Genomic DNA, 24,306 nt, shown 5'->3' on the forward strand with positions numbered 1-24,306 from the left:
GGCGCGGCCGGAGCAGGGGCAGCCTCGGCAGCCGGGGCGGGAGCCTCGGCGACAGGGGCGGGAGCCTCGGCAGCAGGCGCGGCCGCGGCCTTCTTGGCCGGAGCAGGCTTGGGCGCAGGCTTGGCAGCCTCCGCGGTGCCGGCGTCGCCGGCAGGCTTCATCTTGGCGAGCAGCTCGGCGCCATAGGTCGCCTCGAACTTCTTCACGGCGGGGAGCTCGATGCTGGAGGACGCCGTCTTGGCGAACTCTCCGATCGCGCTCAGCTTCTCCAGCGCTTCCTTGCTGGGGATGCCGTACTGCTTCGCGAGTTCGGAAACTCGGGTCTTGGCCACAATTCTCCTTCTGGCCCGGACCCGGTTTCCCGGGATCTCAGACCGTTGGTGGGTGGTGCAGAACGAACTGGCTCATCGCGAGGTACTCATCGAGTGCTCATGAGCTGTTGCTCCAGTTTCTGTCGGTCGGATCGGTCCGGGTCGTTGCGGCCAGGTCGGCGACGTACTCCCCCACCGGCGCAGTGGAGAGCCCACCCGCGCCCGGCGTGAACCGGAGCGCGCGGGAGAAGGCTTTCCGCCGCACCGCGAGGTCGTAGCAACCGGTGGTGGGGTGCAGGTGCGCTCCACGTCCCGGCGCGGTGCCGTCGGGATCGGGGACGACGGCCGGTCGGCCATCGGGTCCCGAGCCGGCGGTCACCCGCAACAACTCGCGTTTGGCAGTCCGCTGACGGCATCCGATGCAGGTCCGGACGGGTCCCACGATGGGGAGGACGTCAGGGCGTGCAGGGGAATTCAGTCGGCGAGCCACCGAGGCTCAACTCTACCGCTCCTGCGGTCAGGATCACGAACCGGCACGGCCTGTGCGGCGATCCGGCCCTGTCAGGCTTCCTCGTCGGAGTGGATGTCGATGCGCCATCCGGTCAGTCGAGCGGCCAGGCGGGCGTTCTGGCCCTCCTTGCCGATCGCGAGCGACAGCTGGAAGTCCGGTACGACGACCCGGGCCGACTTCGCCGCGGCGTCCACGACCGTGACCGACTGGACCTGGGCCGGCGAGAGCGCGTGCGCGACCAGCGTCGCCGGGTCGTCGGACCAGTCGACGATGTCGATCTTCTCGCCGTGCAGCTCGGCCATCACGTTGCGCACCCGCTGGCCCATCGGGCCGATGCAGGCGCCCTTGGCGTTGACGCCGGAGACCGTGGAGCGGACCGCGATCTTGGTGCGGTGACCCGACTCGCGGGCGATCGCGGCGATCTCGACGGTGCCGTCGGCGATCTCGGGGACCTCCAGCGCGAACAGCTTCTTCACCAGGTTCGGGTGGGAGCGCGACAGCGTGATCTGCGGGCCGCGCATGCCCTTGCGGACCGACACGACCAGGCACTTGATCCGCGTGCCGTGGCTGTAGTCCTCGCCCGGCACCCGCTCGCTCGACGGCAGCTGCGCCTCGAGCTTGCCGAGGTCGACGAGCACGTCGTCGGGGTTGCGGCCCTGCTGGATGATGCCCGAGACGATGTCGCCCTCCTTGCCGGAGAACTCGCCGAACCTGATCTCGTCCTCGGCGTCGCGCAGCCGCTGCAGCATGATCTGCTTCGCCGTCGTGGCGGCGATGCGACCGAAGTCGGCCGGCGTGTCGTCGTACTCGCCGACCTTGTTGCCCTCGCCGTCGAGCTCCGCGGCGAGCACGCTGACGTGACCGGTCTTGCGGTCGAGCTCGACCCGCGCCTGGGCCTGCGAGCCCTCGGTCTTGTGGTAGGCCGTCAGGAGGGCCTGCTCGATCGCCTCGACGAGTACGTCGAACTTGATCTCCTTCTCGCGCTCCAGCGTCCGCAGGATGCTGAGGTCGATGTCCATCAGTCGGCGTCCTTCTCGTCGTTCTCGTCGTCACGGGTCTTGCGGTTGAACTCGATCTGGACCAGCGCCTTGCGCACGTCCGCGTACGGGATCCGCCGCTCGGCGCCGTCGACGGCGACGGTCACGCCGTCGTCGTCCGAGGCGCCGATCCGGCCGGTCACCGTCGAGTCGTCGGCCAGGGTGACCTTGACCAGCCGGGTCTCGTTGCGCCGCCAGTGCCGCGGGAGGGTCAGCGGCCGGTCGACCCCGCGGGAGGTGACCTCCAGCGTGTACGGCAGCTCGCCCATCACGTCGCCGGCCCCGTCGGGGCCGTCGGACTCCAGGACCCGGTCGATCACCTTCGTCGCGGCGGCGACGTCGTCGAGCGTGGGCCCGCCGTCGGTGTCGAGCGCGACCCGCAGCACCCGCCGCTTGCCTGCCGGAGTGATCTCGACCGCTTCGACGTCGAGGCCCAGCTCGGCGAGCGGTCCGGTGAGAACCTGCTCGATCCGCTCGGCTGTCGCGCGCTGCGCGCCCTGGCCCGAACCCATGACGAGTCCTCCCGTGTCCTGTTGTGGCTGTGCCCGGCAACTCTAGACGATCCGCGGGTGCGGATAGGGTTCCCCGGTGCCCGCACGACCGACACCGCTCTCCCGCCGCGCACTGATGGCCGGCGGTCTCGCCGGAACGGCGCTGGCGCTGGTCGGTTGCGACGCCGTCGACGGCCTGCTCGACGACGACGAGAGCCCGGGCGTGTCGGGCGCCGTGAGCCCGACGGCACCCGCGGTCGACGCCGACAGCGACCTGGTGGCGAGCGTCCTCGACGCGGTCACGGCCACGGGCGCGCTCGCCACGGCGGTCGGTACGACGGTCCCGGCCCTCGCGGGCGTCGCCACCCGCCTGGCCCGCCTGCACGACGCGCACGCGACCGAGCTCGGCGGCGCGGAGCAGGCCGACGCGCCCGCCGTACCCGCGGGTCGCGCCGCGGCCCTGCGCCGGCTGGCCCAGGCCGAGACGCGGCTGCAGGACCGGCTGGTCCGGGCGGCCGGGCAGGCCGAGAGCGGCGCGCTGGCGCAGGTGCTGGCGTCGATGGCGGCCGCGGTCGCCCAGCAGCGGGCGGTGCTGGCATGAGCGACACCACCTCCACGCCGACCTCCTCCCCCGCGACCCCGGGCGCGGTTCCCGACAGCGCCACGGAGGCCTTGCAGGCGACGCTCGCGGCCGAGCACGCCGCCGTCTTCGTGTACGCCGCCCTGGGTGGCCAGGCCTCCCAGTCGGCCCAGCCCGGTCTCTACGGCCGGATCACGGCGGCCTACCGCCTGCACCGCACCCGTCGCGACGAGCTCATCGGCCTGGTCCGGGCCGCAGGCGGGGAGCCGGTCGCGGCCGAGCCGGGCTACCAGCTGCCCGCGGACCTGGGCACCCCCGCGGCCCTCACCGCACGGGCGCTGCGCCTGGAGCAGGATGCCGCCTCGACCTACGCCTACCTGGTCGCGAGCAGCACGGGCGCCACGCGGACCTGGGCGGTGACAGCCCTGCTCGATGCCGCGGTGCGCGGGCTGGGCTTCGGCGGCAGGCCGGAGACGTTCCCGGGGCTCTGAGGCCCCGACCGTCCTCGCCGCCGGTCAGGTGGGGCGAGCGACCTTCCCCTGGTCGTTGCCGGACCTCGTGCATCGGTCCGGCAACGGGCGGAAAAACGCCAGTGGTTCGCGGCCTCCGCGCTCCGGGGAACTCCCGAGACGTCCCCCGAAGACGGGGCCGCGAACCACTGGTGACCGGGGACAACGGTCATATTGAGTGACGGGAGAGGTGGGGCTCACCGATCACCTGTGCACAATCATGCAACAGAACGTCGCCCGGGTGTGCGGAAAGCGATCCTCATAAACATGCACTGCACAAACCTGCAGTCAGGGCCGCCTCGCCCCGCCCGGCCGAGCCGCCATCGGGACGTGGCGGGGTCAGCGCCAGGGGGTGATCAGGCCGGGGATGTCCGCGAGCCGGTGGGCGACCGCGTCGGGCTCGCCCTCGGTGTGGCCGACCTGGTCGGCCGGGATGTCGCTGTGCGGGACGTGGATCGCCCGCATCCCGGCGTTGTGGGCGCCCCAGACGTCGTCGAAGAGCCGGTCGCCGACGTACACGCAGGCGGCGGGGTCGCTCACCCCCACGGCGTCCATCGCGGCGCGGAACGCGTCGGGTGACGGCTTGGTCCACGGGACCTCGCTCGTGTAGACGTCGCCGTCGATGAGGTCGAGGACACCGTCGCGCTCGAAGAAGCCGCGGTGCCAGGACCGGGGCCAGATCGTGTTGGACAGCACGCCGACCCGGATGCCCTCGGCCCGCAGCCACGTGAACAGCGGCGCGACCTCCGGGTCGGTCAGGGTGTGCGGCTCCCAGAACGCGTAGTAGGCCTCCAGGAGGTCGGGATCATGGTCGAGTCCGGCCTCGGTGAACAGGTCGGCGATGGTCGCGCTCTGCTGGTGGTCGCGGCTGCGGCCCCAGATCACGCTGCCCGCGTTGTGCAGCCGCGCGGCGTGAGCGTGGTGGTCGTCGCTGGTGTCGGGGGTGGCGAGCACCGCCTGCGCCAGGGCCAGGGACTCCGCGTGGAAGTCGATGTCGTGCCACGCGGTGAGCGTGCCGCCCCAGTCGAAGATGACCGCCTCGATCGCCATGCGCCGACCCTAGGAGACCGTGCCGACAGCGCCGGGAGGCGGGGTGAGCCGGTCGTACCAGAGCCGGTCGCAGACCGGCTCGACCGCCAGCACGGCCGCCACGGCCGCGACCACGCCGAAGCTCACCTGCGGGTCCTCGGCCCGGGCGATCGCCCAGGCACCACCCAGCACCGCGACGGCGGGGCGCAGGAACGTGCCGGGCCCGAGGATCGCCGCGTTGGCCAGGAAGCGCCGCTCCCAGCCTGCTGTCGCGTAGGCGAGCAGGGCCAGCAGCACCAGGAGCCCGAACGGGAGGTACGACGCCACGAGCGCCTCCGCGGCCCGGCGCCAGGCGTCGTGGCGCTCCCCCGCCAACCCGGCCGCGCCGAGCGCCGCGGCGGGGAGCAGCAGGACGGTGACGACGAGCAGGCCGCGGGCCTGCGCGATCCCGTCCCGCCGTGTGGTGCGGATCCTGCCGTCGCGGCCGGCCGCCGAGCGGAACCCGCTGAGCATCCCGTCGAGCGCGGCGAGCACCACCAGCGCGAGGGCGAGCCCCGTCATCGTCGTACCCCGACGACGGGGCGGACCACCTGCGTGGTCAGCGCCCGGCGCGGGTCGGTGCAGGTGACGTCGTAGTCCGGGTGCCGCGCGGCGGCCAGGAGCTCGGGGGCGCGGTGCGAGCGGCGCACCGACAGCAGCCCGTCGTGGCGCGACAGCGGCTCGCGCATCCGGGCCCGGTGGAAGACCCACGCGCCGAGCACGGGCCACGGCCCGGGCACCGGGTCCCAGTGCACGAACGCGGCCACGCCGAGGCGGGTCTGGGCGGCGAAGAAGTCCGCCAGGTCGTCGCCACGCAGGTGGTGGAGCAGGCCCGAGGAGATGACCACGGTCCGGTCCGGGTCCGTGATGACGCCGTCGGGGGCGAAGGCGTCGGCGGCCAGGAACCGGCAGGGCAGGCCCTCCTCGGCGGCGAGCGCCGCGGCCGAGGCGACGAGGGTGCGGTCGAGGTCGATGCCGACCAGCTCGACGTCGGGGCCGAGGGCGCCGGTCGCGGCGAGCCACCGGATGACGTGCCCGAGGCCGCAGCCGACGTCGACCACGCGGACCGGCCCCGGTCCGAGCCCGTCGAGCAGGGGCCGGAGCCGGGCCGCCGTACGACGGCCCTGGCTGAGCTCCTCGGTGAACCGCTGGAGCTCCGCGTGCACCCGCAGCACGAGCGCGTCGACGACGGCGAGGTCGAGGAGCCCGTCGTCGGAGGCGGGCAGGGCGGCTGCGATCCGCGCGCCGCGGCGCTGCCCCCGCTCGAGCAGCGCCCCGACGACGTCGTCGCGGCGGATGGGCTCACGCCCGCCGTCGGGCAGCCAGCCCCGGACCAGGTCGGTGATCTCGACCGGTCCGGGCGCCGTCATCGTCAGGCCGTGATGATCGCGCGGATCGCCTCGACCGCACCGTCGAGCGCGATCTCCTGCTTCTCGCCCGTCCGGCGGTCCTTGACCTCGATCAGGCCGTCGGCCACGCCCCGGCCGACCGTGACGATGGTCGGGACGCCGATCAGCTCGGCGTCCTTGAACTTCACGCCGGGGCTGATCTTGCCCGCGCGGTCGTCGTACAGGACGTCGACACCGGCGTCGACGAGCCCGGCCACGAGGGACTCGGCTGCGTCGAACACGGCCTGGTCCTTGCCGGCGGCCACGACGTGCACGTCGGCCGGCGTGATCTCGCGCGGCCAGCACAGGCCGATCTCGTCGAGGGTGTCCTCCGCGATCGCGGCGACGGCACGCGAGACACCCACGCCGTAGGAGCCCATCGTGACGGTGACGAGCTTGCCGTTCTCGTCGAGGACCTTGAGGTCGAGCGCCTCGGCGTACTTGCGGCCGAGCTGGAAGACGTGGCCCATCTCGATGCCGCGGGCGGACTCGAGCGTGCCACCGTCGCAGTTGGGGCAGGGGTCGCCGTCGCGCACCTCGGCGGCCTCGATCGTGCCGTCCCCGGTGAAGTCGCGGCCGGCGACGAGGTCGATGACGTGGCGGCCGGGCTCGTCGGCGCCGGTCACCCAGCGGGTGCCCTCGCCGACGCGGGGGTCGAGCAGGTAGCGGATGCCGCTCTTGCCCTCCTCCCCCAGCACGCCGGGGCCGATGTAGCCCTTGACCAGCGCGGGGTGCTTCGCGAACTCAGCCTCGTCCATCGCCTCGACCTCGATCGGCTCCAGCTGGCCCTCGAGGCGCTTCTGGTCGACCTCGCGGTCGCCGGGGAGGCCGATCGCGAGCGGCTCGCGGGTGCCGTCGGGGTGCTTGAGCACGACCAGGACGTTCTTGAGGGTGTCACCGGCCGTCCACGGCCGGTCCTCGCGCGGGAAGGCCGCGTTGAGGTGGTCGACGAGGGAGTCGATCGTGGGGGTGTCGGGGGTGTCCTCGGCGTGCGCGGCGGGCACGTCGTCGTACGCCACGGGCGCCGGCGCGCGCACCTCGACGGCCTCGACGTTGGCGGCGTAGTCGCACTTCGTGCAGCGCACGTAGGTGTCCTCGCCGACGGCAGCGTTGGCCAGGAACTCCTCGGACTTCGAGCCGCCCATCGCGCCGGCGGTCGCCTTCACGATCACGTAGTCGAAGCCGAGCCGGTCGAAGATCCGGACGTAGGCGTCACGGTGCTTCTCGTACGACGCCTCGAGGCCCGCGTCGTCGACGTCGAAGGAGTAGGAGTCCTTCATGATGAACTCGCGCCCGCGCAGCAGGCCGGCCCGCGGGCGCGCCTCGTCGCGGTACTTCGTCTGCACCTGGTAGAGGCTCAGCGGCAGGTCCTTGTACGACGAGTACATGTCCTTCACGAGGAGCGTGAACATCTCCTCGTGGGTGGGACCGAGCAGGTAGTCGGCGTCCTTGCGGTCCTTGAGCCGGAAGATGCCGTCGCCGTACTCGGTCCAGCGGTTGGTGGCCTCGTAGGGCTCGCGGGGCAGCAGCGCGGGGAAGCTGACCTCCTGCGCGCCGATCGCGTCCATCTCCTCGCGGATGATGCCCTCGACCTTGCGCAGCACCTTCAGGCCGAGCGGCAGCCAGGTGTAGATGCCCGGCGCGGCGCGGCGGATGTAGCCCGCGCGCACGAGCAGCCGGTGGCTCGGGACCTCCGCGTCCGAGGGGTCCTCACGCAGGGTCCGGACGAACAGGGTCGACATCCTCATCAGCACGGCCGAAGCCTACGGCCGGGACGGGACGGCGGCCCAACCAGTAACGCTCAGGCGGTGCGGGCGGCCTTCAGCGCCGCCCGGATCATCGGCCACTGCAGCGGGAGCCGGGCGACCGACGCGGCCTTCAACGGCGTGTTGTCGCCGCGGAGCGCGTCCACCGCCATCTGCACGTTGCCCGGGAAGACGCCGGCGAGCAGGGCCGCGCTGGCGTACCCCGCGAGCTTCCGCGTACGACGGTTGAGCAGCCCGGCCGCGCAGAGCAGCTCGGCCACCCCGCTGGCCACGATGATCTCGCGGTGGGCGGGCAGCTGGCGTGGCATCAGCGGCTCGAAGACCTCGGGCTTGACCAGGTGGACGGTCCCGCTGACGAGGAACGCTCCGGTGACGACCTTGGCGCCGGTGGGCAGGCTCATGGGGCCATCCTGACAGCCACGACCGGCGTGGCTCAGCCGAGGTCGAGCGCGTTGCGCAGCCCCAGCTTGTAGAGCAGCTTGTCCGTCGCCTTGAGCGCGGCGAACTCCGGCGGGTCGTAGAGCCGGTAGGTCTTCACCCGGGCCGCGGTGGACCGGGACTCGTCGAGGATGGCGTTGACCGCGTGCCGCGCCGACTCGTTGGCGCCCTCCATCGTGGCCAGGTCGATGTCGGTCTGGACGAAGTCACCGCTCATCAGCAGGTTGGGGATCCTCGTGCGGGCCGTCGGCCGGCTCCTCCAGGAGTCGACGGTGTTGACCAGGAGCGGCGTCTCGTTGGTGTTGCGGCCGGCCGCGCCGTCCCACTGCACGCCGGGGTCGAGGAACCAGGAGTGGACGATGCCGTCGGGGAGCAGGTCGCCGACGGTGTGGTGGTCCTTGATCTGGGCGAGCACCTCGGCCGCGATCTCGTCGCGGGTGCACTCCTTGGCCGTCTTGCCGAACAGGATGCCCGGGGCGTCCCAGTTGGAGATGTCGACCGAGAGGATGTCGACCACCTCGCCGTCGCCGTAGTCGCGGGGGATGTCGCGGTCCGCCCAGAACTGGCCCTGGGTGAGCGCGGTCAGCGACCAGGGCGAGTCGATGAAGGTGATGTGCCCCTTGGTGACCTCGACGTGGTCCCGGAGGAAGTACTGGATGCCGACCATCCAGTCGGTCTTCAGCGCGGACAGGCCCCGCAGGCCGGGATCGAGCTTCAGGACGTCGGAGGTCAGGGTGGGGACGACGCGCTCCACCGGCATGGCGCTGACGAACCAGTCGGCCTCGACGCGGCTCGTCGTACCGGCGGCGTCGGCGAGGACGGCGGCGCTGATCCGCCCGGCGGACGTCTCGTAGCGGACCAGGCGCTGGCCGCTGACGAAGCGGACGCCACGGCCCCGGAGGTAGGTCATCCACGGGTCGATCCAGGCCTCGTTGGTGGGCAGGTCGAGCACGCGGTCGAGCGCACCGTCGTTGCCGCGGCCCATGATGTTGTAGACGAACGCCTCGCCCATGTTGCCGATCGTGCGGGTGCTGGCGATGGTCTCCTTGGCGGCGACCAGGTTGCGGGTCAGCCCCGCGGCCAGGATCTTCTGGTACGGCTGCGAGCGCTTCGCCGCTCCGACGAAGTCCCACCAGCTGACCTTCTCCCACTGACCCAGCCGCCGCTCGTCGCAGCTGGTCAGGAACACCAGCAGCCGCTCGACGAAGTAGGTCAGCTCGTGCGGCGGGACGGAGTGGCCGCCGAGGTTGTCGAGCAGGAACCGGCGCAGGCCGTCGACCGTGAGCAGCTGCTCCGGGTCGGGGCCGACGCCGAAGACGAAGGCGTCGGCGTGGTCCCCGCCGCGCAGGAACTTGCCGCCCGTCGCGGCCACCAGGTTGTCGCCGACCGTGCCGGAGCCGAACGGGATGCGCCGCATCGTGTCCGGCACGTGGTGGTAGAAGCCGGGGAAGAACCGGAAGCCGTGCTCACCGGGCAGGTCCGCGCGACCGCCCGTGCCGGTGCCGGCGAAGGGGATGCTGCGCGCCTTGCCGCCCCACGCCGACGGCTCGAAGACCGTGACGGAGAAGCCCCGCTCGACGAGCTCGTGGGCCGCTGTCAGGCCGGCCATGCCGCCGCCCAGCACCACCGCCTCCTTGCCGGGAGTCGCGGCGAAGGCGGGCGCCAGGCCGGTGGTCGCCAGCGCGGCACCGGCGCCGGCGGCCAGGGACGAGCTGAGGAGCGTACGGCGGTCGAGGCGGTGGGTCATCGTGGTCTCCCCCATGAGATCCAACCGACACAGGTGTCGGTTACTGTCGACCTGAGGATAGAGTGATTCCCACCACAACGGTCAAGGCCCTTCGCGGAGTCAGCCGACACAGGTGTGGGTTAGCACCGAGCGAGAGGAGCCGACCATGACGACGGACACCGTGCGTCGCCGGTTGACGGGGCCCGCCCGCCGCCAGCGCATCGAGGCCGCCGCGGTCGAGGTCTTCGCCGAGCGCGGGTACGACGCCACGTCGGTCGGCGAGATCGCCACCGCGGCCGGCGTCACCCGCACCGTGCTCTACGACCACTTCCGCTCCAAGCGCGAGCTCTACCTGCAGGTGCTCGACGGGCAGAACGCCGCGATGCTGGCCGAGGTCGGCGCGGGGATCACCGGTGCCGGTGCGGGCGCGGACCGGTTGCGCTCGACCGTGGCGGCGTACCTCTCCTTCGCGCGGCAGCGCCCCGCCGCCCGCCGGCTGCTCGTCGACCCGATCCCGACCGGCGACACCGAGCTCGACCAGGTGATCGCGGCCTACCGCACGGCCCGCACCCAGGCGGTGGCCGCGATGCTCGCCCCCGACCTCGCGCGCTCCGGGGTGACGGCGGGCTCGACCGCCTCGGCCGTCGTGGTGGAGCTGCTGATCACCGGTGTCGACGGGGTGGCCCGCTGGTGGCAGGACCACCCGACCGCGACCTTGGACGAGGTGACCGACATCGCCAGCCGGCTGCTCTGGAACGGGCTCCCCCGGCTCGCCCGGTAGCGGCGGTCGCTCAGAACATTACGGTCGCGAAGCGGGTCGTCTCCACGAACCCGACCCGCTCGTAGACGCCGCGCGCCGCGTGGTTCCAGTCGTTGACGTAGAGCGAGACCGTCGGCGAGATCCGCGCCCGGACCTGGTGCACGACCGCGGCCATGCCCTCGGTCGCGAGCCCCTCGCCCCGGCGGTGCGGCGGCACCCACACGCCCTGGATCTGGGCGGCGTGCTCGGTCGCGCAGGCGACCTCGGCCTTGAAGACGAGCTCGTCGCCGTCGTACCGGACGAAGGACCAGCCGCGGCCGACCAGCTGGGCGACGCGGGCGCGGTAGAGGTCGGCGCCGCCACCGGCCTCGGGCGAGACCCCGACCTCCTCGGTGTACATCGCCACGCAGGCCGGGTAGAGGGTGCCGAGGTCGCCCTGCACCCCTGCCCGCACGCCCTGGTCGGGCCGGACGGCCGGCGGGCCGGCGATCTCGAGGTGGCGCTGGTCCCAGCGGGTGTCCCGGGCCCGCCCCCAGGACGGCCCGACCTCGTCCCAGAACGGGCGCACGGCGGACTGCGGCCCGACGATCGTCGAGGCGGTACGACGGCGGGTCAGCGCACGCTGGGCGAAGGCGGCAGCGTCCTCCGGGCCGGCCTGGACCGGCACCAGGTTGGCGGCGACGTGGCAGGCCGCGACGAGGTGACCACCGTCGAAGCGGCCCCACATCTCGCCACCGAGCCAGCGCGGCTCGAGGTTGGTGGTGTGTGCCCGGTGGACCGCGAAGACGTTGACGACCGGGTCCTGGTTGGCCAGCTCCAGGAACGCAGGGACGTCCGCCGTCGCCAGGACGCGCACGCCGTGCCGGGTCGTCAACACGATCGGAGCCTATGCCCTCGGCCCACGCGAAGTGAGGACGGGACACGGACCGGCGATCAGGTCCACACTGGAGTCCCCCGGAGCGAGGTGGTGCCGATGCCCGCACGTCACGTGACCGATGGCGGTCTGGAGACCGACCTGATCTTCCTGCGCGGCTTCGACCTCCCCGAGTTCGCCTCGTTCCCGCTCCTGGACACCGACGACGGCCGCGCCGCCCTGCGCGACTACTACCTCGCCTACGCCGACATCGCCGTCCGCGTCGGCGCGCCGCTGCTCCTGGAGACGCCGACGTGGCGGGCGAACCCGGACCACGCCGCCCTGCTCGGGTACGACGACGCGGCGCTCGACCGCGTCAACCGCGAGAGCGTCGACTTCCTCTCCGCCGTGGCGGCCGAGCGGGCCCACGAGCTCGTCGGCTGGGAGGTCGGCGGGATGCTGGGACCGCGCGGCGACGGCTATGCAAGCGCCGGGCCGGTCGACCCGGACGCCGCCGCCGACTACCACCGTCCGCAGCTGGCCTCGTTCGCGGCGGCCGGCGCGAGCCGCGCGACGGTGCTCACCCTGACCGAGGTCGGCGAGGCGATCGGGATCGCCCGCGCCGCGGCCGACGTGGGCCTGCCGATGGGGATCGGCTTCACCGTCGAGACCGACGGCCGGCTGCCCGACGGCACCAGCCTGGCGTCGGCGATCGAGCAGGTCGACGCGGCCGCTCCCCCGGCGTACTACCTGGTCAACTGCGCGCACCCGAGCCACGTGCTGCGCGGCCTCGACGAGGGTGCGTGGCGCGAGCGGGTCGGTGGCCTGCGGGTCAACGCGTCGACGATGAGCCACGCCGAGCTCGACGAGGCCGAGACGCTCGACGACGGCGACCCCGTGCAGCTCGCGGCCGACCAGCAGCCGCTGCTCGACGCGTTCGGCAACCTCGAGGTCCTCGGCGGCTGCTGCGGCACCGACGCGCGGCACGTGGCCGCGATGTGGGGCGTGGGCTGACGGGTCAGCTGACGGAGACCGTGGCCTCCGCGCCCTCGACCGGCTCCATCGTCTCGGCGATCTTCATCGCCTCCTCGATCAGCGTCTCGACGATCTCGGCCTCGGGCACGGTCTTGATGACCTCGCCCTTGACGAAGATCTGGCCCTTGCCGTTGCCGGACGCGACGCCGAGGTCGGCCTCGCGGGCCTCCCCCGGGCCGTTGACGACGCAGCCCATGACGGCCACGCGCAGCGGGACCTCGAGGCCGTCGAGGCCGGCGGTCACCCGCTCGGCGAGCGTGTAGACGTCCACCTGGGCACGGCCGCACGACGGGCAGGAGACGATCTCGAGCTTGCGCGGGCGCAGGTTGAGCGACTGCAGGATCTGGATGCCGACCTTGACCTCCTCCACCGGCGGGGCGGAGAGGGAGACCCGGATCGTGTCGCCGATGCCCCGCGAGAGCAGGGCGCCGAAGGCCGTGGCCGACTTGATCGTGCCCTGGAAGGCGGGCCCGGCCTCGGTGACACCGAGGTGCAGCGGCCAGTCGCCGGCCTCGGCGAGCAGCTCGTAGGCCCGCACCATCACGACGGGGTCGTTGTGCTTGACCGAGATCTTGAAGTCGCGGAAGCCGTGCTCCTCGAAGAGGCTGGCCTCCCAGACGGCGGACTCGACGAGCGCCTCGGGCGTGGCCTTGCCGTACTTCTCGAGCAGCCGCTTGTCGAGCGACCCGGCGTTGACGCCGATCCGGATCGACGTGCCGTGGTCCTGGGCCGCCTTGGCGATCTCCTTGACCTGGTCGTCGAACTTCTTGATGTTGCCCGGGTTGACCCGCACCGCCGCGCAGCCGGCCTCGATGGCCGCGAAGACGTACTTCGGCTGGAAGTGGATGTCCGCGATCACCGGGATCTGGCTGTGCTTCGCGATCTCCGGCAGCGCGTCCGCGTCGTCCTGGCTCGGGCAGGCGACCCGCACGATGTCGCAGCCCGCGGCAGTGAGCTCGGCGATCTGCTGGAGCGTGGTGTTGACGTCGGAGGTGAGCGTCGTGGTCATCGACTGCACCGAGATCGGGTGGTCGCTGCCTACCCCGACCTTGCCCACCTGGATCTGGCGGGTGGTACGACGGGGGGCGAGCACCGGCGGCGGGGCGGCCGGCATGCCCAGGCTGATCGACGTCATGACCCCAAGGTTAGTCGCCGACCGGGCGGGATCAGGATTCGAGGTGGACCGGGACGACGAGGTCGCCGACGATCAGCACGACACCCATCACGAGCAGGGCGCCTGCGACGACATAGGCCACCGGCAGCAGCTTCGCCGCGTCGACGTAGCCGGGGTCGGGACGCCGGCGGAGCCGGGCGAGGCCGCGGCGTACGGCCTCCCAGAGGGCACTGGCGATGTGGCCGCCGTCGAGGGGCAGCAGCGGCACGAAGTTGAACATGCCGATGAAGAAGTTGAAGCCCGCGATGAGCATCAGCAGCGAGACCAGCTTGTCGTTGACGCTGATCTCGTCGTGCGAGGCGACCTCGCCCGCGAGCCGGCCGCCGCCGACCACGCTGACCGGTCCCAGCGGGTCGCGCTCCTTGACGCCGACGATCGCCTGCGCGACGCCCCACACCTTGGCCGGCAGCGTCGAGAGCGACTTCGCGACGTCGACGGTCATGTGGCCCATCTGGCCGATCGTGTAGAGGGGACCGCCCTTGGCGAGGTGGGAGTCGGGCGTCACGCCGAGGAAGCCGACCTCCTCGTCCGCCTGGTCACCCGCCTTGTCGGGCGGGCGCACGGTCGTCTTGGTGCGGAAGGTGAGGTTCTCGCCGTTGCGCTCGACCACGACCGTCGCCCGATCGGTCCCGTTGGCCTTGACCAGCTCCTGCATCTGGTCCCAGCTGGTGATCGACGTGCCGTTGAACGACACGATCCGGTCACCTTCCTCCAGCCCGGCTGCGTAGGCCGGGGTGGGCTGGTCCGCGGCGGTGCACACCTCGCCCGACTCGTCGGCCGGCTTCACGCAGGCGTGGACGATCTTGATCGTGGTGTCGACCTTCTCGTCGCCGCCGTTGCCGTAGGTCGCGAAGACGGCGGCGAAGATCGTGAACGCGATCAGGATGTTCACCGTGGGCCCGCCGGCCATCACGATGACCTTCTTCCACCACGGCAGCTTGTAGAAGAGCCGGTCGGTGTCCTCGGGCTTCACGTGCTCCCACTCGGCGGCACGTGCGTCGGAGATCAGCTGGGTGAACAGGCCGGTGTTGGACTTGCGGACCTTGAAGACCTGGTTGCCCTGGTCGTCGTACTCGACCTCCTCGACGAGGTCGTCGGCCGCGGGCGGCAGCATCCCGACGATCTTGACGTAGCCGCCGAGCGGCACCGCCTTGATGCCGTACTCGGTCTCACCGACCTGCTTGCTCCACACCGTCGGCCCGAAGCCGATGAAGTACTGCGTGACCTTCCCGCCGAACTTCTTCGCCGGGATCATGTGGCCGAGCTCGTGGAGCCCGATCGACGCCAGGATCGCCGTCGCGAAGACGACGACGCCGAGCGTGTAGAGAAGTACGGTGATCACGGGCGGTCGGCTGTCCTCGAGGCGGTGACGGAGCGGGCGGCAGCCTCGCGCGCCCACGCGTCGGCCGCGAGGACGTCGTCGAGCGAGATCTGCTGGTTCGAGGGTACGTCGTGGGCGGCTACCACGTCCGCCACGACGTCGACGATCCCGGTGAACGCCAGCTCACCGAGGCGGAAGGCGTCGACCGCGACCTCGTTGGCGGCGTTGTAGACGGCGGGAGCCGTGCCCCCGCGCTCCCCCGCCGCGCGGGCGAGGGCGACGGACGGGAACGCCTCGTCGTCGAGCGGGAAGAACTCCCAGGTCTCGGGCCTGGACCAGTCGACCGACGGGGCGGCGTCGGGCACCCGGTCCGGCCAGGCGAGGCCGAGCGCGATCGGGATCAGCATCGTCGGCGGGCTCGCCTGCAGGAGGGTGGAGCCGTCGACGAACTCGACCATCGAGTGCACGACGCTCGTCGGGTGCACCACGACCTCGATCCGGTCGTAGGGGATGCCGAAGAGCAGGTGCGCCTCGATGACCTCCAGGCCCTTGTTGACCAGGGTCGCGGAGTTGATGGTGATCACGGGACCCATGTCCCAGGTCGGGTGGTTGCCGGCCTGCTCGGGAGTGACGTCGACGAGCTCGGCGCGGGTGCGCCCGCGGAAGGGACCGCCGCTGGCGGTGAGCACGAGCCGTCGTACCTCCGCAGCACTGCCGCCGCGCAGGCACTGGGCGAGGGCGCTGTGCTCCGAGTCGACGGGCACGATCTGGCCGGGCTCCGCCCGCTCCAGCACGAGCGGACCGCCCATCACGAGCGACTCCTTGTTGGCGAGCGCGAGGGTGTTGCCGGCATCGAGCGCGGCCAGCGTCGGTCGGAGGCCCACGGCCCCGGTGATCCCGTTGAGGACGACGTCGCACTCCTGCGCGGCCGCGTCGGTGCTGGCCTCCTCGCCCAGGCCGCTGAAGCGCGGTGCGAATTCCTCGACCTGACGGGCGAACAGATCGGGGTTGCTGCCGCCGGCCGTCAGGCCCACGACGCGGAACCGGTCGGGGTTGGCCCGCACCAGATCGAGCGCCTGGGTGCCGATCGAGCCGGTGGATCCGAGGATGACGACGTCCTTCACGTCACAATCCTCTCAACACAGCGGCGAAATCCGACGACCGCACCCCCTCAGCCCGCATGCTTGCCCCGTGCTTCCCCCCCGTGTCCGGACGGAGGTCACGGGACGGAGACTCGGGCCCGTCTGTGCCGCCGCCATGTTGCTCCTCGCTGCCCTCGTGCTGGGCCCCCACCACGCGCGCCCGAACGGCGCGGGCGAGGACCGGCCTGCGGCCGAGCTGGCCTCGAGCGTGCGCGCCCGGCCGGCGCCCCAGGCGAAGCCGGGGGCCAACCGGAGCACCCGGACCAACCGGACAGGCCAGACCGCCCGGAACCGGCGCTGCACGGGCACGATCGCGCTCACCTTCGACGACGGCCCGGTGCCCGGGACGACGCCGCGGCTGGTGAGCGTCCTGCGTGCGGCCAACGTGCCCGCGACCTTCTTCATGGTGGGGCGCCGGGTGCGCCAGCACCCCGAGCTCGCCCGGGCCGTCGAGCGCGGCGGCTTCCAGATCGCCAACCACAGCTGGGCCCACGAGCAGCTCACCGCCCGCTCGAGCAGGCAGGTCCGGGCCTCGATCACCGCGACGCAGCGCGAGCTGCGCCGGGCCGGTGTGCACCCGACGACGCTGATGCGACCGCCGTACGGCGCCATGGACCGCCGGGTGCGGCGGGAGCTGGTGGGCGCGGGCTACGTCCCGGTGCTCTGGACGATCGACTCCCGCGACTGGGCCAACGGCTCGGCCGACCAGATCGCCTCGCGGATCCTGCGCGACCTGCGGCCCGGCCCCAATGTGGTCCTCCAGCACGACGGCGTCGACCGCTCGCCCATCTCGGTCGCCGCAGTGGCCAAGGTGGTGCGGGGCGCACGCAACCGCGGGTTCTGCTTCACGGGTCTCGACCGGCACGGGCGACCATCGCTGGCCGGCTCGCGGCCTGCACGGTCCGCGCGGCCCGCGGGGAGCACCGGCCGGACGGCGTCCCGGTCGCAGACCGGGTCCGGCAGGGCCGGCCACGGCACGCGGCCGTGGTCGCCCGAGCTCACCCGGTGAGCTGGTCCGCCGCCGTGTAGGGGTCGGTCTCCCCCGCGACGACGGCCGCGGCCAGGTCGTCGAGGCGGTCGCCCCCGCCCACGGTGCCCCAACGACGGCGCAGCGCGGTCAGCGCCATGGTCTCGATCTCGTTGCGCGCGCGGCGGACACGCCGGCGCTGGAGCTCGCCGCTCTCGCGCAGCCAGGTGCCGTGCTCCTCGAGCGCGTCGACCACGTCGGCGACGCCCTCGCCCTTGGAGGCGACGGTCTTGAGCACCGGCGGGCGCCAGGCCCCCTCGCGGCGCTCGGCGAGACCGAGCATCGAGCGCAGGTCGCGGCGTACCTTGTCGGCGCCGTCGCGGTCGGACTTGTTGACGACGTAGAGGTCGCCGATCTCGAGGATCCCGGCCTTCGCGGCCTGGATCCCGTCGCCCATGCCGGGCGCGAGCAGCACCATCGTCGAGTCGGCCTGCCCGGCCACCTCGACCTCGCTCTGGCCGACGCCGACCGTCTCGACGAGCACGTAGTCGAAGCCGGCCGCGTCGAGCACCCGCAGCGCCTGCGGCGTCGTCCAGGCCAGGCCACCGAGGTGGCCACGCGCGGCCATCGACCGGATGAAGACGCCCGGGTCGAGGACGTGGTCGCCCATCCGGATCCGGTCGCCCAGCAGGGCACCGCCGGAGAACGGGGACGACGGGTCGACCGCGAGTACGGCGACCCGGTTGCCCCGCCGCCGCAGCTCGCCGATCAGGGCGTTGGTCGACGTCGACTTCCCGACGCCGGGAGCACCCGTGAGACCGACGATCCGCGCGTGCCCGGCATGGGGCGCGAGGGCGCGCATCAGGTCCGGCAGCAGCGGCGACTCGTCCTCGACCTGTGACACGAGGCGACCCACCGATCGGGGGTCGCCCTCGCGGGCCTTCTCGACCAACGCAGGAACGGCCGCCGCGGTGATCCCGCGACGGCCGCCCTGGATGTTGCTTGCGTCAGGCAACGCTGTCCGCTCGGTCGGTCAGCTGGCCGGGACCCGGAGGACCAGCGCGTCGCCCTGGCCGCCACCGCCGCAGAGGGCGGCCGCGCCGAGGCCACCGCCGCGGCGCTTGAGCTCGAGCGCGAGGTGCAGCGTGATGCGCGCCCCGGAGGCACCCAGCGGGTGGCCGATGGCGATGGCGCCACCGTTGACGTTGACCTTGTCCTCGTCGATGCCGAGCGCGCGGGCCGACTCGATGCCGACGGCGGCGAACGCCTCGTTGAACTCGACCAGGTCGAGGTCGGCGGCGCTCAGACCGGCCTTGTCGAGCGCCTTCTTCGTGGCGTTGGCGGGCTGCAGCTGCAGCGTCGAGTCCGGGCCGGCCACCTGGCCGTGGCTCACGATCTCGGCGAGGATCGGCAGGCCGAGCTCCTCCGCCTTCTTCTTCGAGGTGACGACCACGGCGGCCGCACCGTCGGAGATCTGCGAGGAGGACGCGGCGGTGATGGTGCCGTCCTTGGCGAACGCCGGGCGCAGGGCCGCGAGCGACTCGGCGGTGGTGTCGCCACGGACACCCTCGTCCTTGTTGACGACGATCGGGTCGCCCTTGCGCTGCGGGATCGTCACCGGGACGATCTCGTCGTCGAAGATGCCGTTCTTCTGCGCGGCGGCGGCGAGCTGGTGCGAGCGGGCCGCGACGGCGTCCTGCTCCTCACGGGTCAGCGGGGTCTCGCGACAGGCGTTGGTCGCCTCGGTCAGGTTGCCCATGCCCTGCTGGGTGGCCTGGTCGAAGAGGGCGTCGTAGGCCAGCGAGTCGACGAGGGTGGTGTCGCCGTACTTGAAGCCCTCGCGGGACTTCGGCAGCAGGTGCGGCGCCTGGGTCATCGACTCGGTGCCACCGGCGACGACGATCTCGGCCTCGCCGGCACGGATCAGCTGGTCGGCCTGGGCGATGGCGTTGATGCCCGACAGGCACACCTTGTTGATGGTGATCGAGGGGACCTGCGGCGGCAGGCCGGCGGCGAGACCCGCGGTGCGGGCGGGGTTCTGGCCGGCGCCGGCCTGGAGCACCTGGCCCACGATCAGGTAGTCGACCTGGTCACCGGACACGCCGGCCTTCTCCAGCGCGCCCTTGATGGCGACGCCCGCGAGGTCGGCGGCCGACAGGGTCTTGAGGGCGCCGAGGTGGCGACCGATCGGCGTACGAGCGCCGGCGACGATGACGCTGGGGTTGTCGGACATGGATCCTCCGTGCAGACGTGTGGTCGGAACATTTCGACTCTACTCGCGGGTATCCGGACCCGGCGAGGGGTCCATCGTGCGGTCGGTGAGGCACTCGTCACACCCCCCGAACGGAGGCGCAACGGCACAATGGCGCGCATGAGCATCACTGACGGCGTTCCCACGCACCTCTTCACCGCCATCGACCACGTCGGCATCGCGGTGCCCGACCTCGACGAGGCGATCGCCTTCTACCGCGACAACTTCGGCATGCACGTCGCGCACGAGGAGACCAACGAGGAGCAGGGTGTCCGCGAGGCGATGGTCGCCGTCGGCGACACCGACTCGAAGATCCAGCTCCTCGCCCCGCTCAACGCCGAGTCGACCATCGCGAAGTTCATCGACCGCAGCGGCCCGGGCCTCCAGCAGCTCGCCTACCGCGTGACCGACCTCGACCAGGTCTCCGCGATCCTGCGCGAGCGCGGCCTGCGCCTGCTCTACCCCGAGGCCCGCCGCGGCACGGCCAACAGCCGGATCAACTTCGTCCACCCGAAGGACGCCGGCGGCGTGCTCGTCGAGCTCGTGGAGCCGGCCGCCGACGGCGGCCACTGATCGCCCGCGAAGTGTGAGGTTCTCTCCGCCGAAGTGTGAGGTCTTCTCCGCCGAAGTGTGAGTCTTTCTCCGCCGAGGTGTGAGTCTTTCTCCGCCGAGGTGGGCGACCTTCTCCGCAGGGTGAAGAAGCTGCGCCACCTCGATGGAGAAACTGCGCCACTTCGGCGGAGAAACTGCGCCACTTCGGGTCAGACCCAGCGGAACCGGAGCTCCTCGCCGGGGCGCAGCTGGGCCAGCCGGTCGGTGTCGGCGTCGACCACCACGGCGATGACGGGATAGCCGCCCGTCACCGGGTGGTCGGGGCCGAACACGACCGGGTGACCGTCCGGCGGGAGCTGGACGGCGCCGCGCAGGGCGCCCTCGCTGGGCAGCTCCCCCTTGCCGGGTACGACGCCCAGGGGATCCCCCTCGAGCCGCAGCCCGACCCGGTCGCTGGCCCCGCCGACCCGCCAGGTGCGGGCCACCAGGGCGTCCGGGTCCGCCGCCCAGTCGTCGCGGGGGCCTCGCACGACGTGGACGACCGGCACGGCGTCGTACCTGCTGGGCGGGACGGCGTCGACCAGCACCTCCCCCGGGGCCCGGGTGCCGACGGGCAGCACGGCACCGACACGGACCGGCTCCGGGCCGAGGCCGGCCAGGGTGTCGCGGGCGCGTGAGCCCAGCAGCGGTGGCAGCTCGAGGCCGCCGCGGACCGAGAGGTAGCTGCGCAGCCCCGACGCCGGGGTGCCCAGGCGCAGCCGCTGGCCGGGGCGCAGCGTGAGCACGGCACCCGACGGCTCCGGGCGCCCCTCGACCTCCAGCGGCGCCGGAGCGCCGGTCACGCACACGGTCACGTGACCGTCTGCCTCGACCTCCAGCCCGCCGAGCACCACCTCCAGCGCCGCGGCGCCCGGCTCGTTGCCGACCAGCCTCCCCCCGAGCGTGTACGACGCCCGGTCGGCCGCTCCCGCGGAGCCGACCCCGATCGCGGCGTGGCCGGGTCGGCCGGCGTCCTGCACCAGCACCGGTCCGCCGACGGCCCTCACGAGCAGCGCACTCACCGCTCGCTCGCCTCGAAGCGCACGGTGATGCCGGCCGCGAGCAGCGCAGGCGGATCACGCTCGATGTCCCACAGCACCGCGTCGGTGCGACCGATCAGCTGCCAGCCGCCGGGCGAGGCACGGGGGTAGACCCCGCTGAACTCCCCGGCCAGTCCGACCGACCCGGCAGGAACCGTCGTCCGGGGCTGGTCGCGACGCGGCACCCGCAGCCGCGGGTCGCCGCCGACGAGGTAGGCGAACCCGGGCGCGAAGCCGCCGAAGGCGACCTGCCAGGACGTTGCGGTGTGGGCCGCGACGACCTCCTCGGCGCTCAGCCCGGTCAGCTCCGCCACTGCGGCGAGGTCGGGGCCGTCGTACACGACGGGGATGATGACCTCCGGGCCCGGTAGTCCCTGACCAAAAGCACCGTTCCCGGCCCCCAGAAGGTGCTTTTCGTCAGGGACTACCGTCCGGAGGCGGTCGACCGACACCCCCGGGCGGGCGACGAGGAGGACGGTCCGGGCGCCGGGGACCACGTCGGCGACCAGCTCGGCCACCGCGGTGTCGGTCCGCAGGGCGGCGGCCGCGGAGACCGCCGCGGCCGTGTCCGCGAGCTCGACGAGGAGCCCGCGGTCGCCGTACGGGAGCAGCCTCATCGGCCGGCGAAGGGCGCGACGGTGATCCCGGCGGACGACAACCCCTCCCGGACAGCGGCAGCCAGCGCGGCGGCCCCCGGCGAGTCGCCGTGCACGCACAGGGAGCGCACCCCGTCCGAGGAGGCCAGCCGCACGGCCTGGGCGGCGGCCCCGGCAGGATCGGTCAGCAGCGCCCCGGGCGAGGAGCGCGGCACCAGGCCGCCGTCGGACCGGTAGGCACGGTCGGCGAAGCCCTCGCCCACTGCCGGAAGACCCGCCTCCTCGGCGAAGCGGAGGAACTGCGAGCCCGGGAGGCCCAGGACGGGGATCGCCTCGCCCCGGGCGTCGCCGAAGGCGACCACCGCCCGCAGCACGGCCCGCGCCTTGTGCGCGCGCTGGTTCACCGCGTGGTAGAGCGCGCCGTGCGGCTTGACGTAGCGGACGGCGGACCCCGCGACCCGCGCGATCCCGTCGAGGGCGCCCAGCTGGTAGAGCACGTCCGCCTCGAGGTCCTCGGCATCGATGTCGATGTCACGCCGCCCGAAGCCGGCGAGGTCGCGGTAGCCGACCTGCGCGCCGATCACGACGCCGTGCTCCACCGCCAGCTCGCAGGTACGCCGCAGTGTCAGCGGATCGCCGGCATGGAAGCCGCAGGCGACGTTGGCGCTGGTCAGGTGGGGCAGCAGCGCGGCGTCGTCGCCGAGCTGCCACCGGCCGAAGGACTCGCCCACATCGGCGTTGAGATCCACGTCACCCCCGTTCGGGGTGGAAGTCGTGGACGGGCGACCCGAATGCAACGTCACGGGCCTATGGTGGCCCATCGAGCCCTGATCGGGGCTGCCGAGCGCCGCCGAGCCCAGGACGGTGCAGCCGCCGCAAGTGAGACGCCTGTCACGGAACCGCCACCAGTCGGTTACCGATGGGTAATCTTCGCCGCGGCCGTATTGCCACCCCAACGCGCACCGCCGGAGGTGCGCCACCGATTCCCAGGGAGACGACGACCGTGCAGCACATCCTCGACGCCATCCAGGCGGAGGCCTCCGCGGAGGACTTCGCCAACCTCGAGCTTCCCGAGTCCTACCGGGCCGTGACGGTCCACAAGGACGAGGTCGACATGTTCGAGGGCATCGCCTCGCGTGACAAGGACCCCCGCAAGTCCCTGCACGTCGACGAGGTGCCCCTTCCCGAGCTCGGACCGGGCGAGGCGTTCGTGGCGGTCATGGCCTCCGCGATCAACTACAACACCGTGTGGACCTCGATCTTCGAGCCCGTCTCCACCTTCGGCTTCCTCGAGCGCTACGGCCGCGAGTCCGAGCTCTCCAAGCGCCACGACCTGCCCTACCACATCGTCGGCTCCGACCTGTCCGGCGTCGTCCTGGCCGTCGGCGCGGGCGTGACCAAGTGGAAGCCGGGCGACCGCGTCGTCGCGCACTGCCTCTCCGTCGAGCTCGAGGCCCCCGACGGCCACAACGACACGATGCTCGACACCTCCCAGCGCATCTGGGGCTTCGAGACCAACTTCGGCGGCCTCGCCGATGTCGCGATGGTCAAGGCCAACCAGCTCATGCCCAAGCCCGAGCACCTCACCTGGGAGGAGGCCGCCTCCCCCGGCCTGGTGAACTGCACGGCCTACCGCCAGCTCGTCTCCTCCAACGGCGGCAACATGAAGCAGGGCGACAACGTCCTGATCTGGGGCGCCTCCGGCGGCCTCGGCGGCTTCGCCACCCAGTACGCCCTCAACGGTGGCGCCAACCCGATCTGCGTGGTCTCCAACGAGGAGAAGGCCCAGATCGTGCGCAACATGGGCGCCGAGATGGTCATCAACCGCTCCGAGCTCGCCCCGAAGTTCTGGAACGAGGACGGCACCAAGCAGAACCCGAAGGAGTGGCAGCGCTTCGGCAAGGCCATCCGCGAGCTCACCGGCGGCGAGGACATCGACATCGTCTTCGAGCACCCCGGCCGCGAGACCTTCGGCGCGAGCGTCTACGTCACCCGCAAGGGCGGCACCATCACCACCTGCGCCTCGACCACCGGCTACATGCACGAGTACGACAACCGCTACCTGTGGATGAACCTCAAGAAGATCATCTCCAGCCACTTCGCCAACTACCGCGAGTCGTGGGAGGCCAACCGCCTCATCGCCCAGGGCAAGATCCACCCCACCCTGTCGCGCACGTACAAGCTCGAGGACACCGGCCAGGCCGCCCTCGACGTGCACCACAACAAGCACCAGGGCAAGGTCGGCGTCCTGTGCCTGGCCCCCGAGGAGGGCCTCGGCGTCAAGAACGAGGAGCTCCGCGCCAAGCACCTCGACAAGATCAACCTCTTCCGCGGCATCTGAACCACGGAGCGGGACCGGGAGGCCGGCGCGGCGACGCGCCGGCCTCCCGGCATTTTTCGGCAGGTACGACGCCCCGCGGCCGACACCTGAGCGATCCGGCGGGGCGGGCTGGGAAAGCTCAGGATCATCGGGGATCATGGGGGCCAATCCCCCCATGTACGCCACCGAGAGCCAGGGAGGCTCCGTCCCCATGAGCGACCAGGGTCTGTCCATCTTCGACGACGAGCCCACCACCCCCGAGGAGTCCACCCCCGTGACGACCAAGTCCACCGACGAGGAGCCGACGCAGGTCATCCCGGCCACGAAGACCGCAGAGACGCCGGTGGCGCGCCCGAAGGCCGCCCCGGCCGCCCCCTCCGACCGGCCGACCGCCACGCAGCCGGACCGCGCCGCGGCGAAGTCGCCCCCGT

General features: G+C 72.4%; 26 protein-coding genes and 1 pseudogene. 8 read left to right on the forward strand and 19 right to left on the reverse strand.

Annotation, left to right across the window (positions count from 1 at the left end; translation table 11 throughout):
• From AC2YHB_RS25180 to rimP, 4 genes are all read right to left on the reverse strand, one after another.
• The coding region (locus AC2YHB_RS25180; protein WP_487354831.1) for a translation initiation factor IF-2 N-terminal domain-containing protein at positions 1-332 on the reverse strand (332 nt) is incomplete at its 3' end.
• Positions 333-429: 97 nt separating this feature from the next.
• Positions 430-801 (reverse strand): YlxR family protein, encoded by a 372-nt coding sequence (locus AC2YHB_RS25185; protein WP_487354832.1) that lies wholly within the window; start codon positions 799-801, stop codon positions 430-432.
• A gap of 71 nt (positions 802-872) precedes the next feature.
• Positions 873-1,841, reverse strand: coding sequence for a transcription termination factor NusA (gene nusA / locus AC2YHB_RS25190; protein ID WP_036542172.1), 969 nt, complete (start codon positions 1,839-1,841; stop codon positions 873-875).
• Positions 1,841-2,371, reverse strand: coding sequence for a ribosome maturation factor RimP (rimP, locus tag AC2YHB_RS25195; protein ID WP_036542170.1), 531 nt, complete (start codon positions 2,369-2,371; stop codon positions 1,841-1,843). Before rimP ends, nusA begins: the two co-directional genes overlap by 1 nt.
• A gap of 76 nt (positions 2,372-2,447) precedes the next feature.
• Between rimP and AC2YHB_RS25200 the strand changes: the two genes are divergently transcribed.
• On the forward strand, positions 2,448-2,951 hold the full coding sequence (locus AC2YHB_RS25200; RefSeq protein WP_179650737.1) for a hypothetical protein: 504 nt from the start codon (positions 2,448-2,450) through the stop codon (positions 2,949-2,951).
• A complete protein-coding gene (locus AC2YHB_RS25205; RefSeq protein ID WP_487354833.1) occupies positions 2,948-3,421 on the forward strand; it encodes a ferritin-like domain-containing protein in 474 nt (157 codons plus the stop codon). The genes AC2YHB_RS25200 and AC2YHB_RS25205 overlap by 4 nt, the downstream gene beginning before the upstream one ends.
• Positions 3,422-3,778: 357 nt before the next feature.
• Here the strand turns inward: AC2YHB_RS25205 and AC2YHB_RS25210 are convergent, their stop codons facing one another.
• From AC2YHB_RS25210 to AC2YHB_RS25235, 6 genes are read right to left on the reverse strand one after another with little or no spacing between them, the layout of a single operon-like run.
• On the reverse strand, positions 3,779-4,489 hold the full coding sequence (locus AC2YHB_RS25210; RefSeq protein WP_036542166.1) for an HAD family hydrolase: 711 nt from the start codon (positions 4,487-4,489) through the stop codon (positions 3,779-3,781).
• A gap of 9 nt (positions 4,490-4,498) precedes the next feature.
• Positions 4,499-5,029, reverse strand: coding sequence for a hypothetical protein (locus AC2YHB_RS25215; RefSeq protein ID WP_487354834.1), 531 nt, complete (start codon positions 5,027-5,029; stop codon positions 4,499-4,501).
• On the reverse strand, positions 5,026-5,877 hold the full coding sequence (locus tag AC2YHB_RS25220; RefSeq protein WP_487354835.1) for a methyltransferase domain-containing protein: 852 nt from the start codon (positions 5,875-5,877) through the stop codon (positions 5,026-5,028). The genes AC2YHB_RS25215 and AC2YHB_RS25220 overlap by 4 nt, the downstream gene beginning before the upstream one ends.
• Before the next feature lie 2 nt (positions 5,878-5,879).
• Positions 5,880-7,649 carry a proline--tRNA ligase gene (locus AC2YHB_RS25225; RefSeq protein WP_487354836.1) on the reverse strand — a complete coding sequence of 590 codons (1,770 nt, stop codon included), beginning with the start codon at positions 7,647-7,649 and terminating at the stop codon, positions 5,880-5,882.
• A gap of 47 nt (positions 7,650-7,696) precedes the next feature.
• Positions 7,697-8,062: a DoxX family protein gene (locus AC2YHB_RS25230; protein WP_487354837.1), complete on the reverse strand. Its 366-nt coding sequence runs from the start codon at positions 8,060-8,062 to the stop codon at positions 7,697-7,699.
• Between the two features lie 32 nt (positions 8,063-8,094).
• Positions 8,095-9,846, reverse strand: coding sequence for a hydroxysqualene dehydroxylase (locus tag AC2YHB_RS25235; RefSeq protein ID WP_487354838.1), 1,752 nt, complete (start codon positions 9,844-9,846; stop codon positions 8,095-8,097).
• A gap of 145 nt (positions 9,847-9,991) precedes the next feature.
• Here AC2YHB_RS25235 and AC2YHB_RS25240 point away from each other — a divergent pair, with 145 nt between their 5' ends.
• Complete coding sequence (locus tag AC2YHB_RS25240; protein WP_179650723.1) at positions 9,992-10,606, forward strand: TetR/AcrR family transcriptional regulator; 615 nt, start codon at positions 9,992-9,994, stop codon at positions 10,604-10,606.
• Between the two features lie 10 nt (positions 10,607-10,616).
• Here AC2YHB_RS25240 and AC2YHB_RS25245 read toward each other — a convergent pair whose 3' ends face one another.
• Positions 10,617-11,462 carry a GNAT family N-acetyltransferase gene (locus AC2YHB_RS25245; RefSeq protein ID WP_179650721.1) on the reverse strand — a complete coding sequence of 282 codons (846 nt, stop codon included), beginning with the start codon at positions 11,460-11,462 and terminating at the stop codon, positions 10,617-10,619.
• A gap of 96 nt (positions 11,463-11,558) precedes the next feature.
• Here AC2YHB_RS25245 and AC2YHB_RS25250 point away from each other — a divergent pair, with 96 nt between their 5' ends.
• Complete coding sequence (locus AC2YHB_RS25250) at positions 11,559-12,452, forward strand: homocysteine S-methyltransferase family protein (RefSeq protein WP_487354839.1); 894 nt, start codon at positions 11,559-11,561, stop codon at positions 12,450-12,452.
• A 4-nt stretch (positions 12,453-12,456) separates the two neighbouring features.
• On the opposite strand, the gene ispG is transcribed toward AC2YHB_RS25250, so the two are convergent.
• Genes ispG through AC2YHB_RS25265 form a run of 3 tightly spaced genes read right to left on the reverse strand, consistent with a single transcriptional unit; the run spans position 12,457 to position 16,092 of the window.
• Positions 12,457-13,608, reverse strand: a complete 1,152-nt coding sequence (ispG, locus tag AC2YHB_RS25255; RefSeq protein WP_036542155.1) for a flavodoxin-dependent (E)-4-hydroxy-3-methylbut-2-enyl-diphosphate synthase — start codon at positions 13,606-13,608, stop codon at positions 12,457-12,459.
• A 31-nt stretch (positions 13,609-13,639) separates the two neighbouring features.
• The gene (locus AC2YHB_RS25260; protein WP_340674250.1) at positions 13,640-14,989 is read right to left on the reverse strand and encodes a M50 family metallopeptidase; all 1,350 of its coding nucleotides are present in this window, start codon (positions 14,987-14,989) and stop codon (positions 13,640-13,642) included.
• The gene (locus AC2YHB_RS25265) at positions 14,986-16,092 is read right to left on the reverse strand and encodes a 1-deoxy-D-xylulose-5-phosphate reductoisomerase (RefSeq protein ID WP_487354840.1); all 1,107 of its coding nucleotides are present in this window, start codon (positions 16,090-16,092) and stop codon (positions 14,986-14,988) included. The genes AC2YHB_RS25260 and AC2YHB_RS25265 overlap by 4 nt, the downstream gene beginning before the upstream one ends.
• Before the next feature lie 133 nt (positions 16,093-16,225).
• On the opposite strand from AC2YHB_RS25265, the gene AC2YHB_RS25270 reads away from it, so the two are divergent.
• On the forward strand, positions 16,226-17,119 hold the full coding sequence (locus AC2YHB_RS25270; RefSeq protein ID WP_487354841.1) for a polysaccharide deacetylase family protein: 894 nt from the start codon (positions 16,226-16,228) through the stop codon (positions 17,117-17,119).
• Here AC2YHB_RS25270 and meaB read toward each other — a convergent pair.
• Together meaB and AC2YHB_RS25280 are read right to left on the reverse strand one after the other, a co-directional pair.
• Positions 17,109-18,092 carry a methylmalonyl Co-A mutase-associated GTPase MeaB gene (meaB, locus tag AC2YHB_RS25275; protein WP_487354842.1) on the reverse strand — a complete coding sequence of 328 codons (984 nt, stop codon included), beginning with the start codon at positions 18,090-18,092 and terminating at the stop codon, positions 17,109-17,111. The two genes, AC2YHB_RS25270 and meaB, sit on opposite strands and share 11 nt — an antisense overlap.
• Before the next feature lie 18 nt (positions 18,093-18,110).
• Positions 18,111-19,310, reverse strand: coding sequence for an acetyl-CoA C-acetyltransferase (locus AC2YHB_RS25280; protein ID WP_036542151.1), 1,200 nt, complete (start codon positions 19,308-19,310; stop codon positions 18,111-18,113).
• A 138-nt stretch (positions 19,311-19,448) separates the two neighbouring features.
• Here AC2YHB_RS25280 and mce point away from each other — a divergent pair, with 138 nt between their 5' ends.
• Complete coding sequence (gene mce, locus AC2YHB_RS25285) at positions 19,449-19,901, forward strand: methylmalonyl-CoA epimerase (RefSeq protein ID WP_036543072.1); 453 nt, start codon at positions 19,449-19,451, stop codon at positions 19,899-19,901.
• A 188-nt stretch (positions 19,902-20,089) separates the two neighbouring features.
• Here the strand turns inward: mce and AC2YHB_RS25290 are convergent, their stop codons facing one another.
• The 3 genes from AC2YHB_RS25290 to AC2YHB_RS25300 are packed head-to-tail and all read right to left on the reverse strand — an operon-like array spanning position 20,090 to position 22,304.
• Entirely contained in the window at positions 20,090-20,941 is an 852-nt protein-coding gene (locus AC2YHB_RS25290; protein ID WP_487354843.1) for a 5-oxoprolinase subunit C family protein, read from the reverse strand.
• Positions 20,938-21,576 carry a 5-oxoprolinase subunit B family protein gene (locus AC2YHB_RS25295; RefSeq protein ID WP_179650708.1) on the reverse strand — a complete coding sequence of 213 codons (639 nt, stop codon included), beginning with the start codon at positions 21,574-21,576 and terminating at the stop codon, positions 20,938-20,940. Before AC2YHB_RS25295 ends, AC2YHB_RS25290 begins: the two co-directional genes overlap by 4 nt.
• Positions 21,573-22,304, reverse strand: coding sequence for a LamB/YcsF family protein (locus AC2YHB_RS25300; protein WP_487354844.1), 732 nt, complete (start codon positions 22,302-22,304; stop codon positions 21,573-21,575). The genes AC2YHB_RS25295 and AC2YHB_RS25300 overlap by 4 nt, the downstream gene beginning before the upstream one ends.
• Before the next feature lie 254 nt (positions 22,305-22,558).
• On the opposite strand from AC2YHB_RS25300, the gene ccrA reads away from it, so the two are divergent.
• Together ccrA and AC2YHB_RS25310 are read left to right on the forward strand one after the other, a co-directional pair.
• On the forward strand, positions 22,559-23,896 hold the full coding sequence (ccrA, locus tag AC2YHB_RS25305; RefSeq protein ID WP_179650704.1) for a crotonyl-CoA carboxylase/reductase: 1,338 nt from the start codon (positions 22,559-22,561) through the stop codon (positions 23,894-23,896).
• A 190-nt stretch (positions 23,897-24,086) separates the two neighbouring features.
• Positions 24,087-24,306, forward strand: a pseudogene (locus AC2YHB_RS25310) (hypothetical protein); the annotation flags it as partial.

Source organism: Nocardioides sp. SRI_004 (genome assembly GCF_057586415.1).

Bases quoted from the DNA above. Each gene is read 5' to 3' on its own strand.
- nusA (WP_036542172.1), bottom strand. From the start codon at position 1,841: ATGGACATCGACCTCAGCATCCTGCGGACGCTGGAGCGCGAGAAGGAG.
- rimP (WP_036542170.1), bottom strand. From the start codon at position 2,371: ATGGGTTCGGGCCAGGGCGCGCAGCGCGCGACAGCCGAGCGGATCGAG.
- AC2YHB_RS25205 (WP_487354833.1), top strand. From the start codon at position 2,948: ATGAGCGACACCACCTCCACGCCGACCTCCTCCCCCGCGACCCCGGGC.
- AC2YHB_RS25210 (WP_036542166.1), bottom strand. From the start codon at position 4,489: ATGGCGATCGAGGCGGTCATCTTCGACTGGGGCGGCACGCTCACCGCG.
- AC2YHB_RS25215 (WP_487354834.1), bottom strand. From the start codon at position 5,029: ATGACGGGGCTCGCCCTCGCGCTGGTGGTGCTCGCCGCGCTCGACGGG.
- AC2YHB_RS25220 (WP_487354835.1), bottom strand. From the start codon at position 5,877: ATGACGGCGCCCGGACCGGTCGAGATCACCGACCTGGTCCGGGGCTGG.
- AC2YHB_RS25230 (WP_487354837.1), bottom strand. From the start codon at position 8,062: ATGAGCCTGCCCACCGGCGCCAAGGTCGTCACCGGAGCGTTCCTCGTC.
- AC2YHB_RS25235 (WP_487354838.1), bottom strand. From the start codon at position 9,846: ATGACCCACCGCCTCGACCGCCGTACGCTCCTCAGCTCGTCCCTGGCC.
- AC2YHB_RS25240 (WP_179650723.1), top strand. From the start codon at position 9,992: ATGACGACGGACACCGTGCGTCGCCGGTTGACGGGGCCCGCCCGCCGC.
- AC2YHB_RS25250 (WP_487354839.1), top strand. From the start codon at position 11,559: ATGCCCGCACGTCACGTGACCGATGGCGGTCTGGAGACCGACCTGATC.
- ispG (WP_036542155.1), bottom strand. From the start codon at position 13,608: ATGACGTCGATCAGCCTGGGCATGCCGGCCGCCCCGCCGCCGGTGCTC.
- AC2YHB_RS25270 (WP_487354841.1), top strand. From the start codon at position 16,226: ATGTTGCTCCTCGCTGCCCTCGTGCTGGGCCCCCACCACGCGCGCCCG.
- AC2YHB_RS25280 (WP_036542151.1), bottom strand. From the start codon at position 19,310: ATGTCCGACAACCCCAGCGTCATCGTCGCCGGCGCTCGTACGCCGATC.
- mce (WP_036543072.1), top strand. From the start codon at position 19,449: ATGAGCATCACTGACGGCGTTCCCACGCACCTCTTCACCGCCATCGAC.
- AC2YHB_RS25295 (WP_179650708.1), bottom strand. From the start codon at position 21,576: ATGAGGCTGCTCCCGTACGGCGACCGCGGGCTCCTCGTCGAGCTCGCG.